14 protein-coding genes and 2 tRNA genes are annotated in these 13,418 nt (G+C 43.1%); 2 read left to right on the top strand and 14 right to left on the bottom strand.

Translation table 11 applies throughout. The features are described 5' to 3' along the window. The first annotated feature begins 177 nt into the window (after positions 1-177). Entirely contained in the window at positions 178-1,017 is an 840-nt protein-coding gene (locus ACYQ28_RS04865; RefSeq protein ID WP_460048177.1) for a hypothetical protein, read from the top strand. Between the two features lie 401 nt (positions 1,018-1,418). Further along, on the top strand, positions 1,419-2,369 hold the full coding sequence (locus ACYQ28_RS04860) for a sensor domain-containing diguanylate cyclase (protein WP_460048178.1): 951 nt from the start codon (positions 1,419-1,421) through the stop codon (positions 2,367-2,369). A gap of 579 nt (positions 2,370-2,948) precedes the next feature. Here the strand turns inward: ACYQ28_RS04860 and ACYQ28_RS04855 are convergent. The 14 genes from ACYQ28_RS04855 to ruvC all read right to left on the bottom strand — a co-directional run bounded on the left by ACYQ28_RS04855 (position 2,949) and on the right by ruvC (position 13,260). Then, a tRNA-Lys gene (locus tag ACYQ28_RS04855) sits at positions 2,949-3,024 on the bottom strand. A gap of 58 nt (positions 3,025-3,082) precedes the next feature. Further along, positions 3,083-3,158: transfer RNA gene (locus ACYQ28_RS04850), tRNA-Lys, on the bottom strand. Between the two features lie 104 nt (positions 3,159-3,262). Beyond that, positions 3,263-3,949 carry a 7-cyano-7-deazaguanine synthase QueC gene (queC, locus tag ACYQ28_RS04845; protein ID WP_460048179.1) on the bottom strand — a complete coding sequence of 229 codons (687 nt, stop codon included), beginning with the start codon at positions 3,947-3,949 and terminating at the stop codon, positions 3,263-3,265. A gap of 337 nt (positions 3,950-4,286) precedes the next feature. Continuing rightward, a complete protein-coding gene (gene queE, locus ACYQ28_RS04840; protein WP_460048180.1) occupies positions 4,287-4,934 on the bottom strand; it encodes a 7-carboxy-7-deazaguanine synthase QueE in 648 nt (215 codons plus the stop codon). Between the two features lie 155 nt (positions 4,935-5,089). Then, positions 5,090-5,878 (bottom strand): tetratricopeptide repeat protein, encoded by a 789-nt coding sequence (locus tag ACYQ28_RS04835; protein ID WP_460048181.1) that lies wholly within the window; start codon positions 5,876-5,878, stop codon positions 5,090-5,092. Between the two features lie 23 nt (positions 5,879-5,901). Next, positions 5,902-6,402 carry a peptidoglycan-associated lipoprotein Pal gene (gene pal / locus ACYQ28_RS04830; protein ID WP_460048182.1) on the bottom strand — a complete coding sequence of 167 codons (501 nt, stop codon included), beginning with the start codon at positions 6,400-6,402 and terminating at the stop codon, positions 5,902-5,904. A 236-nt stretch (positions 6,403-6,638) separates the two neighbouring features. Beyond that, positions 6,639-7,928, bottom strand: a complete 1,290-nt coding sequence (gene tolB / locus ACYQ28_RS04825; protein WP_460164692.1) for a Tol-Pal system beta propeller repeat protein TolB — start codon at positions 7,926-7,928, stop codon at positions 6,639-6,641. A 45-nt stretch (positions 7,929-7,973) separates the two neighbouring features. Next, complete coding sequence (tolA, locus tag ACYQ28_RS04820) at positions 7,974-8,819, bottom strand: cell envelope integrity protein TolA (RefSeq protein WP_460048185.1); 846 nt, start codon at positions 8,817-8,819, stop codon at positions 7,974-7,976. Continuing rightward, on the bottom strand, positions 8,819-9,211 hold the full coding sequence (gene tolR, locus ACYQ28_RS04815) for a protein TolR (RefSeq protein WP_460048187.1): 393 nt from the start codon (positions 9,209-9,211) through the stop codon (positions 8,819-8,821). The genes tolA and tolR overlap by 1 nt, the downstream gene beginning before the upstream one ends. 36 nt (positions 9,212-9,247) lie before the next feature. After that, positions 9,248-9,943 (bottom strand): protein TolQ, encoded by a 696-nt coding sequence (tolQ, locus tag ACYQ28_RS04810; protein ID WP_460048189.1) that lies wholly within the window; start codon positions 9,941-9,943, stop codon positions 9,248-9,250. A gap of 537 nt (positions 9,944-10,480) precedes the next feature. After that, entirely contained in the window at positions 10,481-10,909 is a 429-nt protein-coding gene (gene ybgC, locus ACYQ28_RS04805) for a tol-pal system-associated acyl-CoA thioesterase (protein ID WP_460048190.1), read from the bottom strand. Positions 10,910-10,979: 70 nt separating this feature from the next. Beyond that, the gene (gene ruvB, locus ACYQ28_RS04800) at positions 10,980-12,005 is read right to left on the bottom strand and encodes a Holliday junction branch migration DNA helicase RuvB (protein ID WP_460048191.1); all 1,026 of its coding nucleotides are present in this window, start codon (positions 12,003-12,005) and stop codon (positions 10,980-10,982) included. 44 nt (positions 12,006-12,049) lie between these two features. Continuing rightward, positions 12,050-12,673, bottom strand: a complete 624-nt coding sequence (gene ruvA / locus ACYQ28_RS04795) for a Holliday junction branch migration protein RuvA (protein ID WP_460048193.1) — start codon at positions 12,671-12,673, stop codon at positions 12,050-12,052. A 65-nt stretch (positions 12,674-12,738) separates the two neighbouring features. Then, positions 12,739-13,260, bottom strand: coding sequence for a crossover junction endodeoxyribonuclease RuvC (gene ruvC / locus ACYQ28_RS04790; protein ID WP_460048194.1), 522 nt, complete (start codon positions 13,258-13,260; stop codon positions 12,739-12,741). Positions 13,261-13,418 lie beyond the last annotated feature (158 nt).

Here is a 13,418-nt window from a genome sequence, read left to right as displayed (position 1 = left end):
CGGCACATATAACGTTAGTAATATGTACAAGAGTTCGTAACCTAGATGGCGTTTATTTACGAACTGTCTTAGCTGCTGACGCACCTACAGAGAAAATTTGATGCGATGAAAAATGTTTCGCACTCAACCGGATTTTAAGATACCTACAAAAATACCTTTAAAAAGGATCTTTAAACAATGAACAGCACTACCCCACCGTACGACAAAAATTTATTAAAAGAAGCCTTAATTGATAGTGCAAAACTAACACGCTACGCAGTAGATTCTTCTGGCCAACCCGACAAAAATCACCCAGTCATGACAACCGAAGACGAGGTGGTTATTTTTGATAAAGGCACCAGCACTTGGTCGTTTGATGTTAACGGTAAAATTACCGTAAATCCCACAGCAACTTCTACACCTTACATTGAGGTTGATGCCCAATGGTTAGATACACAGGCTGCATTGGAGACTGGCGTTCGTGTTATACATGGCAGTTCTGCAAATTCATTTGGCGGGCTCGGTGCGCTATTGGTACCCGATGCTTTCTGTATACCAACCGTAATTGCCGATCAAGATAACGTAAAACATTATGGTTTAACGTTAATTCCAGCGGAACAAACCTTTACGGTGAAATCCGATAACTACGAAATTGTGATGATGGAGTACGACTACACCAAAGACTACAAAAAAGATTTTTTAATGCAGAAATACGGCGGCGGCGGTATTTTTGTCGAAACTCATGACTTTCCGCATATCCATATTCCCACCACCGCAGACTGCGGCGGATACATTGTCATTGGTAAACAACTTTCAGCGACCAAATTTCACTTTACCGCCTTTCAAATTCCATTTGGCTACGCACTCTATACGCCGTCTTATACCATTCATGGTGACGGCACACTCGTTGGTGTATACGCGCTTACGGTTGGCGATTCTGCATTTGTATCAGCGAATACAGTACTGATGTATAACGAAAACACGTTAACAATGGCGATGGATGTCGTACCCGATTGGCCGCCTCAAGATTGTCGGTAATTGTTTGCAGGAATCTCTGATAAATACATCCTTTATTTAATTAGAGAGCCGCAATTAAAATGTAACTTCTAATTCTCTGATAATTTCAATCGCTTACGGTTCACGAAATTAGCGACACGACTTTGTGTCGCTGAAAACTTTATGAATTTTTAATTCATTCATTCGCGAAATAATCGAAAAATATTTAAATACGTTATTTTTGATATTAGTGACATTATGCTTGAACTTCACAACGTAAATTTCGCAATCAATAACCTGGCATTTCATGTTGAATAAAATAGTCGCTAAAAATAATAATTTTCGGTTTGAACAGCTCGGCTAAATATCAATAAAACCTTGTCAGAAAATATCTAGCGTGGTTAATATGAGAACTATTGATTTTTGTAATTTTCGGCGGTGGTATGTCAATCAATAAACCTCTTCAAGACGACTTCTACAAAACATTACTGGAATCGACCAAAGCTATTCCTTGGCGAATCGACTGGGAGAGTGGTTTATTTGAATACATAGGCCCGCAAATTCAAGAACTGTTAGGCTGGGCACCAGAAACTTGGAAGAGCGTTCATGAATGGAGAGATCGAATTCATCAAGATGACCGCGACAAAACCTTCAGTTATTGCCTGCGCCAGTCTGAGACAGGTGTCGACCACGAAGCCGATTATCGAGCTCTAGCCGCAGATGGCAGCTACGTGTGGATTCGAGACGTCGTACACGTTATTCGCGAAAACGGTAAAACCAAGGCTCTTGTGGGTTTTATGTTCGACATTTCTGAACGCAAGAAAATGGAAACGATGGTTCACCAACTCAACCATCAACTTGAACAACTTTCTTACACCGATCCGTTGACCAATATCGCCAACCGACGACGTTACGACGAAACCATCCGTGCTGAATGGTCACGTGGTATTCGCCATGAATCGCCCATATCGCTAGTAATTCTTGATGTTGATCACTTCAAAAGCTACAACGACCACTACGGCCACGTAATGGGCGACGAATGCCTACAACGCATTACTCGCGCCCTTACCCGCGTTACCGGAAGATCATCAGACTTATTAGCACGTTTTGGTGGCGAAGAATTTGTGTTAATGCTTCCCGGTACCGACCTATCTTCTGCCGCGTTAATCGCTCAACGTTGCATCGATGAAATCAAAAAACTGAAAATTCCCCACATTAAATCCACCGTGAGCAGCAAGCACGTTAGCATCAGCGCCGGAGTTGCCAGCTGTATTCCAAAAACAGACGACGATCACAACAAACTGCTCGATTCCGCCGACAAAATGCTCTATCAGGCAAAACAAACTGGTCGAAATAAAATTTCTTATTCAGAAATAAAAGAAATAGCGGTTTAAATACCTGAGAGTTCGTAACGAAATTTTTAATAAAAAAGGAGCGTCAAAAAATATCAAAACATTTAATAAGAAAATTTTTTTGATATTTCACTAAAACATCCACTCACATCTAACGTTTTATTTTTAATTCCCGATAAACTCACAAATTGAAAATACAATTTCCAATTTATTCATAGTTTCATTCAACTACAATTCTCGAACTTTGATACACATCCATGTATTTATAGAGACTCCCGATCAATTCAGTTGCCTTTAATTTTTAGCCTTTTAACTATTCAACGATAAATTCCGAATCACAGCGAAAATAACTATCGGTATTTCTCGAATTTGCCATCCATCTATTACTAGCTATTTTATTTACAGAAAAACTGGGTATGAATTATTGCTTTGTGTAGTTGATGGCTATTTGATATTTGAGTAGAGAGCAGTAGTTTTTTCATTCAAAAAAGCTGAATGAGCAACATGATACAGACTGAGTATTCGAAAATATGTGGATTAAATTTTATATATGGAACAAAAATTCTAAAAATTGAAACAGAAAAATTAGAGAAGAGAATTTAAAAAAACAGAAGGGAAAAATGGTGGGTCGTACTGGATTCGAACCAGTGACCAATTGGTTAAAAGCCAACTGCTCTACCGACTGAGCTAACGACCCATAATTCAAATTAGCACCAACAACTCTCTAATTTGAATAAATTTTATAACGCTTGATATGGTGGGTCGTACTGGATTCGAACCAGTGACCAATTGGTTAAAAGCCAACTGCTCTACCGACTGAGCTAACGACCCCCAAGCGAGGCGCATATAGTACTCATTAAAATTTAAAAGACAAGTAATTTTTTAAATTAATTGAGGACAAATTTGCCATTGAAACAAAGGCTTAGCCAAATTGATCAATTTTGATACGGAGTTGGATCTTCAATGCCCGCTTGTTCGAATCCTTGCTTACGTAATCGACAACTATCACAACGACCACAGGCTTGTCCGAGGTCATTTGCTTGATAACAAGAAACGGTCTTTGCGTAATCTACGCCTAACGCAATGCCTTTTTGAATAATCTCGCCCTTGGTCATAAAGATGAGTGGTGTTTGTATGCGCATACCCTTGCCTTCAACCCCAGCCTTTGTAGCGACGTTTGCCATGGCCTGAAATGCTTGAATAAACTCGGGACGACAATCGGGGTAACCGGAGTAATCGACGGCATTTACACCAATGAAGATGTCTTTTGCACCTAAGACTTCTGCCCAACCCATGGCGATTGATAAAAATACGGTGTTACGTGCTGGCACATAGGTGATTGGGATCTCTCCTGGAGACGTTTCTGTCTCTGGCACAGCCAAATCTAAGTCGGTAAGCGCCGAGCCGCCTATGGCGCTTAAATCGAGTTTTATGACCTTGTGAGAGGTTGCACCGAGCAGTTTGGCAGTATTCTCTGCCGCGTGTAATTCTGACTTATGTCTTTGTCCGTAATCAAAACTCATTGTGTAGCAGTCAAAGCCTTGGCTTTTAGCAATGGCTAATACGGTAGTCGAGTCTAAACCACCAGAGACAAGTACAACGGCTTTCTTTTTATCAGGCATGGGAATCGAGGTTATTTAATAAGTTAATATCAGTGTAGATAAATTACAGAAAACTCTGGTTAACCTAGAGTTTCTCTCGACACAAGAATGTGTCATCAATTTCAAGAACGGTAAGTAATTGAAATTGTATAGAAATTGGAAGTCGCATTGTCAATTTCTGCCCTTTGATTACATCACGGATAAGTTAATCAGAGGTTCCTAAAGAGCGACGGCGCTCCGAGTATTAGCTTCAGGCTAAATAAATTAGGCGCGTTATTTTTAAAGATGTTACGCGATATTCTACGCATCAATAACAAAGCTAATTGTACGAAGCTGAATTTAGAGGCACAGCATAAACCTATTTGCCCGGCTTATCGCCCCATAAAATTTTGTGCAATTGCAATTGAAAGCGTACATCTAGGTTATCGTTGACGATCCAATCGGCTAATTCCGTGGGATTAATTTGTCCAAAACTCGGCGACATAAATACATGGGCTTTTTGAGTTAAATCGTACTCTGCGATTTTAAAACAGGCCCAGTCATAGTCTTGACGATCACAAAGCACAAATTTAATTTGGTCATGCTTTGTTAAATAATCGATATTCGCGTACAGGTTTTTGCTGACCTCGCCAGAACCCGGTGTTTTAAGGTCAACAACTCGGCTCACGCGGGTATCTACGTCTGCTATCGATAAGGCGCCACTGGTTTCTAATGACACTCGATAACCACGATCACACAAAGCCGTTAAAAGCACCAAACAATCAGGTTGGGCAAGCGGCTCACCACCGGTTACGCACACCGTTTTAGCTTTATAGCTGTCTACTTTTGCTAGGATTTCGTCAATGGAAAGACGAGTACCGCCATGGAAGGCGTACTCAGAATCACAATACTGGCAACGTAAAGGGCAACCCGTTAGGCGCACAAAAACGGTGGGCACGCCCACTGTAAGAGACTCACCTTGCAGTGAATAAAAGATTTCGGTAATTCTTAAGCTGGTATCAACCATGGGTGTTGCTTGGACAGTGTATAGAAAAGCGGCGCAGTGTAGCGAAACTCAGCGCGCAATAGCAAGCATAAAGAGCGGGAGATCGAGCCGGTAAAAGCATTTTTAGCTCAAGCTCGAAGATAAGGCGACGAAATCTGCCGCCAGGAACGCATCGATTAAATTTGATTGGCCGATAGGTAGTTACGAGCTAAATCGGCTGCCGATGAGCCGCCATTGGCTACTTCAGTAAGTAGCTGTTTAGCTTTAATAATATCACCTTGTTCAAAATAGATTTTGCCGAGCTTAAATTTCGCATCAGGAATTTTTGCATGGCCGGGATATTGTGTAATTAACTTGGTAAACCACGTTTTTGAGGCTTCAGTATCACCATTACTCAAACGAATTTCACCCAACCAATACTGGGCGTTTGGCGCAAATAAACCCTGAGGATAATAATTAAGGTATTGCTCTAGTAGTTCGGCAGATCCATTAAAGTCTTTTTGCTTTAATAATAAATCGATGGCTTGACGATACAGCTCACGCTCTTCTGGAATTTCTTCGCCGGTTGCCACAGCAGAATTATTATCAATAGCTGAGCTAGCGTCACTGTCGGTCGCATTACCTAAAGATGCTGCTGGCGTATTTGAATTACCCTGCAATAGCACAGAAATTCTCTGATCGAGATCGGTGTAGTCATCTAATCGCTGTTGTTTTAAACGCTTAATTTCAAACGTTTGCTGTTCAACTAAGCCACGAAGCTCCTGCACTTCTTGTTGAAGAAGTTCAAGGCGGTTGTATAGCTCCGAACCACTGTTGGAAACCGTATTCGTGACCGGTTGCGAGGGGACTGAAGCGGGAGTTACGGGTGTTGAATCAATAACGCGTACTTGCGCTTCACTTGGTAATACGGCAGCGGATAAGGCTGCCGTAATAACCCAGAGTGTCGACCGTTTAAATGATGCCATGTCTGAGAGGTATATTCCTGATATTACTTAAGTTCTACGCGACGGTTTAAAGACCATGCTTGATCGTCGTGACCAAGAGCAACTGGCTTTTCTTCGCCGTAGCTGATGGTTTCGATTAGGCTAGCGTCAACACCTTGAAGAATCAAGAAATCACGAACTGCGTTTGCACGACGCTCACCCAATGCAATGTTGTACTCGCGAGTACCGCGTTCATCAGCGTGACCTTCTAAGCGGATAGAACGTGGGCTTGCTTTTAATTTAGCTGCGTGAGCAGTTAACAGGGCGCGAACTTCTGGCTTGATGGTAGATTGGTCAAAGTCGAAGTAGAAAATTGTTTCTAAAGCAACAACTTCATCTTCATCTTCAACAATACCGCCACCTGTTGTGGTACCTACGTCAACACTGGTGTTGGTATCTTCTACCGGACCGGTATTACCAGTATCCGCAGGTGTAGAAGTAGATGAACAGCCAGCTAATACCGCAGATAAAACAACCAAGCCCAACCCTGTTTTAAACACATTCATGGTCTTACACTCCCAAAAATTATCGTAAATTTAACTCTAAAATTGCGTTGAAAATCTCTGTTTGTCGAGGTTTGCCTAACGACTCGCCTAATATGCTTAGAGATTGTGTAGAGCATCTATAACCTAGTCATCGAGGTGTTTTGCCAGACTACTTTAAAAAGCAGGCTCAAACAAAAATGCTCACCAGATTCTTGACCCTAACACAACCTATCGCAGATTGGTCATCAAACTGAGATTTAATTAAAAAACGGTGACCAAGCTGGCTCACGAACATCACCACGTTTCGATGGTAATTTAAACTTCACACCGGCATCCAAAGATACGGCGGCAAGTATACCTTTACCATTGGCTTGTGTCGCGTACAGTAGCATTGCTCCGTTAGGGGCGATGCTTGGAGATTCATCCAATTCCGTTTCAGTGAGAATCCGCAAATCACCGGTTTTTACATCCTGTGCTGCGATGTGAAATATACCTTGCTCGCGGTGAACCATCACCATGGTCTTACCATCAGGTGAGAGACTCGCGCGAGCATTATAATCGCCGTAAAAGGTTAAGCGTTCAATACGGCCACTGGCAAGATCAACTTGATATATTTGTGGCTGACCTCCGCGATTTGACGTGAAAATGATACCTTTTCCATCTCCTGAGAAGTTTGGTTCGGTATCAATGGCAAAATGCTGGGTAATTCTTTGATAATTGCCACTGGCTAAATCAATGGTATAAATTTCTGGATTACCATCTTTCGATAAGACAAACGCCAATTTTTTGCCGTCAGGCGACCATGCAGGAGCGCCATTTAAACCTTTAAAGTTGGTAATTTGGCGACGTGCGCCGGTAGCGATATTTTGAATAAAAATCGCCGGACGTGACGTTTCGAATGACACATAAGCGACTTGTTTGCCATCAGGCGACCAACGTGGCGATAATAATGGCTGGCTGGATTTCAATAATTCACGCTCACGAGCACCATCGGCATCGGCGTGAATTAATCGGTATGTCGCCTCTTGAGGATTACTGGCATTACGAAGTACTTCAATGTAGATAATTTTGGTGGAAAAGGCGCCGCGAATTCCAGTGATTTGTTCGTAAATTTGATCCGCAGCATAGTGCGCTAAACCGCGCAAATCGGTGGCGGTTGCAGTGGCAATCTTTTTAAGAACTTGGCGTTGATTGAGAACGTCGTACAGCTCAAAACGCAGCTGGTAACCGCCGGTAACAGGCTCGATACCACCGATAACCAAATATTCTGCACCAAGAATTTTCCAATCGCGAAAATACACATCTTTTTGTTCTTGAGGCAATGCAAGCATATTAGCGCGATCAACCGGTGCGAATTGACCGCTGCGCTGTAAATCAGCGGAAACAATGCCAGCGACATCTTCCGATAAATTAGTCGATCCAGCAAAAGGCACAATCGCAATGGATGTTGGATTATCGATACCTCGCGTAATTTCTATCGTAAGCTGTGCTTTAGCCATTAAGCTAAAACTCGCAATTATCAAGAAAAATACACTTCGTAGAGCAATTAACTTCACAATATCTCCTGTGAGGCTTAGTTATTATTGACGCGTTTATAGTCGTAAATCTTGCGGATCAAACACTAACCGCAATTCACGAAAATAACGTTCGAAAACTTCTGGTTTAACATTTTGTAGCTCTCGAAACTGTTCGGCTTTCAATACTGCCTGCTCTGCCGAGCGGTCAAAGGCAGAATTACCACTGCTGGAAATAATGGATACATTTACAACTCGACCAGTGGGAACCAATTTGATCAGCAATTCGCAACGCATTCCAGTTCGCGCAGACGGCGGCCGACTCCAAAATTGTTCGATGCGACTGGCAATAAGTGCAACATAACTCTGTGCTGTGGCTTCGGCTTGTTGCTCGGCAAGCAAGGCTTTTTCGGCCGCCTCGGCAGCAGCAGCTTCTTCGGCCAGTTGTTTTTCAAGCCGTTCTTTTTCGATACGATCAAGCTCTTCAACAAGCGCTTGCTGTCGTTTTTTCTCTTCGGCCGCTTCTAATTTTTTAGCCTGCTCAGCTTCTTCTTTCTTACGCTTAGCGTCTGCAATTTTTTTGGCTTCGTCTTTTTTGCGTTTATCTTCCAGTTCTTTTTGTCGCTTTTGCTCAGCCGCTTTGGCCTGTTGCTTTTTCTCTTGCGCGGCTTTTTCTTCTTGCTGACGTTTTGTTAAATCAATTTTTCGCGGTGTATTTTCGGTGCTTTGTTTTGGCGCCTGTTCCGGTGCAGTTTGTTTAAGCTCTACCAATTTTGCTTGAACAAATTTAGGCGTTTTTTTAGGTTCGGGCGGCTTAGCCTGTTGCACGCCAAAAAATAAGAATGCGATTAAACCGGCGTGCAGCACAAGGCTCACAACAATAGAAACGGCAAGCGTTGGTTTTGCTTTGAGCCAAAAAGCCATTACTGCTGCGGCTCCGTAACTAAACCAACCGAAGGTGCACCGGCAGCTTGCAAAGAAGTCATCGCTTGAACCACTTCACCATATGGCACTCGGTGATCACCCCAAACTAACACTTGGGTAGCGGGCTTTTCACGAAGTACTTTCGATACCGTATCTTGAATTTGCGACATAGGTTTAGCCACGTCTTGGTCGCGGCCCAAATTCAAATAATAGGAACCATCTTGTTTTATCGAAACAATTAACGGTTCGTCTTCTTTACTATCTAAAGGAGTGGATGGAGCTTGTGGTAAATCGACCTTGACACCCTGCATAAGCAGAGGCGCAGTAATCATAAATACCACCAACAACACCAGCATCACATCAATGTAGGGAACCACATTGATTTCAGCCATAGGTTTACGTTTTTTATTCCTTGCGCCCATGAGAGTTTACGCTTGGCCAGAATGAAGTTTGCGGTGGAAAAATGACGACAATTCTTCGGCAAATGTTTCGTAATTTGCCAATAAAGATTCGGCGCGTGCCGAGTACCGGTTATAGGCCAGAACCGCAGGAATTGCAGCGAAAAGACCCATAGCGGTTGCCACCAATGCTTCTGAAATTCCTGGAGCGACGGTCGCCAGGGTTGCTTGATGCACATTAGCCAAACCGCGAAATGAACTCATAATTCCCCATACGGTACCAAATAGGCCGATGTAAGGACTTACTGATGCAACACTGGCCAAAAAGGAAAGATTGGCTTCGAGCTTTTCTTCTTCGCGCGCTAAAGCGACTCGCATTGCCCTTTCAGTACCTTGCATTACCACTTCAGGTTCAACAGAGCTTTGTTGACGAAGGCGAGAAAACTCTTTAAAACCCGCGCGAAAAATATTTTCAACACCGTCTAAGGTGCCGCTGCTTGCGCGATTATTTCCTTGTTTATATAACTGAGTTAAATCAATACCCGACCAAAATTGCTTTTCAAAATCGTTATACAACTTGGCGGCTCGATTTTGATAAATGCCACGATTGACAATCATTACCCAGGAAACAACTGAGGCGAGCAATAAAACCAACATCACCAATTGAACAAGCAAACTCGCCTGAGAGATTAATGACCATAAAGAAAGGGATTCACCGGGCTGCATGAAAAATCTGGACTCCGAACTAATGAGGATTCTAAACCGAAGAAATTGAACTGAATTTTTTTATTTTAACGTTTGCTTACGCGAATTGATATTTACGGCGCGTCAAAAACAACATTAGCTTCGTTAATACTGCTATAAACAACCATAATAAAACGATACGCGTCTCTCTACACTGCAATAAAATTCAACGGTGAATATTTATTACAAAAAATATTGTCTGCTAAGATGAGTTAAGACTGATCTAATACTTTACTTAGCGTTTTGTTGAGCACGACTTTTAATCAACCCAAGTCTATCAATTAATATACAAATCACTTGCCACCTAGAGAGTAATAATCAAGCATTTAGTTCAGTTATGTGAAATTACTCGGTATTTAACGATCAATATCCGCGAAATATCGAGTCACATCGGAAAAGTAGCGAATAATCTTTGTGTCGTATTCTTACGTTGTTAACGTCTTGATTAAGAATTTGATCGATAACTTTGTAAGAATTACTAGAATTTAAACCGACTAGAATCCGAGAAGCGTTGTTGTGTTACGGATTTCTCAACAACTCTTGCGACACAGAATATTCTTTGATTTTTTCAAGCATATTTTCCGGTAAAGAAATCGGTCTTAATGATTGACTATCTACGCAGACGACTTTGATTTCGCCGTCACTGATCAATTCTTCACCACGAAAAACTTGCTGCTTGAAGACCACATACACTCGACCAATTTCAACAACCTCAGCGGTAACCGTTAAAAGGTCGTCCAATCGCGCCGGCCGTTTGTAGTCAACGCTAACCGAAGCAACGACCAATAAAGCGGTATCATCGATTAACGCTGGTTTAGAAAACCCCAGCGATCGAAGCATTTCGGTGCGCGCGCGTTCCATAAATTTCAGGTAATTCGCATAAAAAACAATGCCACCAGCATCGGTATCTTCAATGTAGACTCGTATCGAGGTGGAGAAGCAAGACATGATTTATCCGTAATAAGCTGTAGGTGTTTTTAATTGGAATGTGAATCGGCTAGTTTTTGAGACAGATCGTCTAGTTTGATGTGGGCGCTTGTAAACCAAAGTGATCGTAAGCAAGTTGTGTGGCAATACGCCCTCTTGGGGTTCGAGAAAGATAACCCTGTTGAATAAGATAAGGTTCAAGAACGTCTTCTATGGTACCACGTTCTTCGCTGATGGCAGCAGCGAGACTATCAACACCAACGGGTCCACCGCCAAATTTTTCCATTACAGCCAAAAGCATTCTGCGATCCATGTGATCAAACCCCAACGAATCGACATTCAGCATATTTAACGCCGCATCGGCAACTTCAGCGGTAATAAGTCCATCACCTTTTACCTCTGCATAGTCTCGAACGCGTCTTAGCAGTCTTAGAGCAATTCGTGGTGTCCCACGTGAGCGTTTAGCGATTTCGGCGGCACCGGTAGCTTCTAATCGAATGGACATTAAACTGCCAGCGCGAGCAATGATATGGGTCAAATCGGCAATATTGACGAATTCCAAGCGTTGCACAATACCAAACCGATCCCGCAACGGCGAGGTTAATAAACCAGCACGGGTAGTGGCTCCCACAAGAGTAAAAGGCGGTAAATCAATCTTGATAGAACGCGCAGCCGGGCCCTCGCCAATCATAATATCGAGCTGGAAGTCTTCCATGGCAGGATAGAGAACTTCTTCGACAACTGGGCTCAAACGATGGATTTCATCGATAAACAACACATCCCCAGACTCAAGATTGGTCATCAGCGCGGCAAGATCACCGGCTCTTTCTAAAACCGGGCCAGAGGTAGTCTTTAACTCGGTGCCCATTTCGGCGGCAATGATGTTCGCTAAGGTGGTCTTCCCTAGCCCAGGTGGGCCAAAAATTAACGTGTGATCGAGGGCCTCGTTGCGTTTTTTTGCAGCGTGGATGAAGATCTCCATTTGTTCGCGAACCACAGGTTGCCCCACGTAATCGGATAAGCGTTTGGGACGAACCGTGCGATCAAGCACGTCTTCACGCTGATCGGCAACCGCCGAAACCAGTCTGGGAGCATCAAGGTGATCTTTGTCGATCATAGTGGATTATCTTTTACCGAAAGATGTGCAGTTTATGGAACGATTCAGCCGGGCAACATACTTTTTAATGCTAAACGAATCAACTCTTCTGAACGTTCAGGCGCGTGCTCTTTAAGAACACGATTAATCGCTTTAGAAGCCTCAACCGGTTTATAACCCAAAGCAATCAAAGCGCTTTCAGCTTCCGAAACAATAGCGTTTTGATTAACGCCAAGATCGAAGGACTCCGTAACGGTGTTTGCGGCAGCTTCGCTGGGCACTTGCCAGTCTTTAAGGCGATCTTGCATTTCGATTACCAAACGCTCGGCGGTCTTTTTACCCACGCCGGGAATTTTTACTAACCGCGTGCTATCACCAAGGGTCACGGCATGCACGAATTCCTGAGTTTCCATACCCGACAAAATAGCCAAAGCCAACTTAGGACCTACACCACTGATTTTAATTAAATGACGAAATAACAAACGATCTTTTTGATCAATAAACGCAAACAACTGTTGTGCATTTTCGCTGACCGAAAAATGCGTGTGCAGGGTAACCTTCTCTCCCAGCCCCGGTAATTGATAAATACTGGTCATGGGAGCTTGCACTTCATAACCCACACCGTTGACATCTATTAACAAAAAGGGAGGTTGTTTTTCGGCGAGAATACCGGTTAAGCGACCGATCATAAAAGTCTGAACTCAGTTATAAAAAATATGTGTATAGGGTTGACACTAGGTAACAGCAATTCGGCCTAAACCAGCCGTCCACGTCGAAAAGCCACCGACTTAGTGGTTGCAACTAAATGCTGATGGGTATGAGCGTGACATAACGCCACAGCCAAAGCATCCGCAGCATCTTCTTGAGGTGTAGCCGACAATCGCAGCAGATGCTTGACCATATGCTGAACCTGATATTTATCGGCGGCTCCTGTACCTACCACGGATTGTTTAACCTTTCGGGCTTCGTACTCAAAAACCTCAAGCTCCGAGTGTACACCAGCCACAATAGCAGCACCGCGAGCCTGACCCAGTTTTAGTGCAGAGCCTGCGCTTTTTGACACAAATACTTGTTCTACTGCCATTTGCTGAGGCTGATACTCTTCGATAATTTCAATCAATGAACGGAAGATGATTTTGAGGCGTGCAGGCAAAGGAGATTCTGCAGGAAGACGGATGACACCACTACCGATGTATTCGTTTTTACTGCCAATGGTATTGATAACACCAAAGCCGGTTTTTAGAGAGCCGGGGTCAATACCCAGAATAAGCGCCATAGAAAAAGCCTGAATTTATATACAGGTGAAGTCTGTCAGCGTCGGCCTTCTGGGTCAAGCATATGGAGAATAACAACATCAGAAACTCCACTCTTTGGGAGTTTCTGAGTTTTCAGTACTAGGTTTTTCAGTACTAGGTTTTCCAGTACTAGGTTTTC

The organism is Sessilibacter sp. MAH1, from assembly GCF_054658315.1.
This window is presented reverse-complemented; position numbering and strand designations above follow the sequence as displayed.

Excerpts from the sequence above, each read along its gene's own strand:
- queC (WP_460048179.1), bottom strand. The coding sequence starts at position 3,949 with ATGCCTGATAAAAAGAAAGCCGTTGTACTTGTCTCTGGTGGTTTAGAC.
- ybgC (WP_460048190.1), bottom strand. The coding sequence starts at position 10,909 with ATGTCTTGCTTCTCCACCTCGATACGAGTCTACATTGAAGATACCGAT.
- ACYQ28_RS04835 (WP_460048181.1), bottom strand. The coding sequence starts at position 5,878 with ATGGCATCATTTAAACGGTCGACACTCTGGGTTATTACGGCAGCCTTA.
- ruvB (WP_460048191.1), bottom strand. The coding sequence starts at position 12,005 with ATGATCGACAAAGATCACCTTGATGCTCCCAGACTGGTTTCGGCGGTT.
- ruvC (WP_460048194.1), bottom strand. The coding sequence starts at position 13,260 with ATGGCGCTTATTCTGGGTATTGACCCCGGCTCTCTAAAAACCGGCTTT.
- tolA (WP_460048185.1), bottom strand. The coding sequence starts at position 8,819 with ATGGCTTTTTGGCTCAAAGCAAAACCAACGCTTGCCGTTTCTATTGTT.
- queE (WP_460048180.1), bottom strand. The coding sequence starts at position 4,934 with ATGGTTGATACCAGCTTAAGAATTACCGAAATCTTTTATTCACTGCAA.
- ruvA (WP_460048193.1), bottom strand. The coding sequence starts at position 12,673 with ATGATCGGTCGCTTAACCGGTATTCTCGCCGAAAAACAACCTCCCTTT.
- pal (WP_460048182.1), bottom strand. The coding sequence starts at position 6,402 with ATGAATGTGTTTAAAACAGGGTTGGGCTTGGTTGTTTTATCTGCGGTA.
- ACYQ28_RS04865 (WP_460048177.1), top strand. The coding sequence starts at position 178 with ATGAACAGCACTACCCCACCGTACGACAAAAATTTATTAAAAGAAGCC.
- tolR (WP_460048187.1), bottom strand. The coding sequence starts at position 9,211 with ATGGCTGAAATCAATGTGGTTCCCTACATTGATGTGATGCTGGTGTTG.
- ACYQ28_RS04860 (WP_460048178.1), top strand. The coding sequence starts at position 1,419 with ATGTCAATCAATAAACCTCTTCAAGACGACTTCTACAAAACATTACTG.
- tolQ (WP_460048189.1), bottom strand. The coding sequence starts at position 9,943 with ATGCAGCCCGGTGAATCCCTTTCTTTATGGTCATTAATCTCTCAGGCG.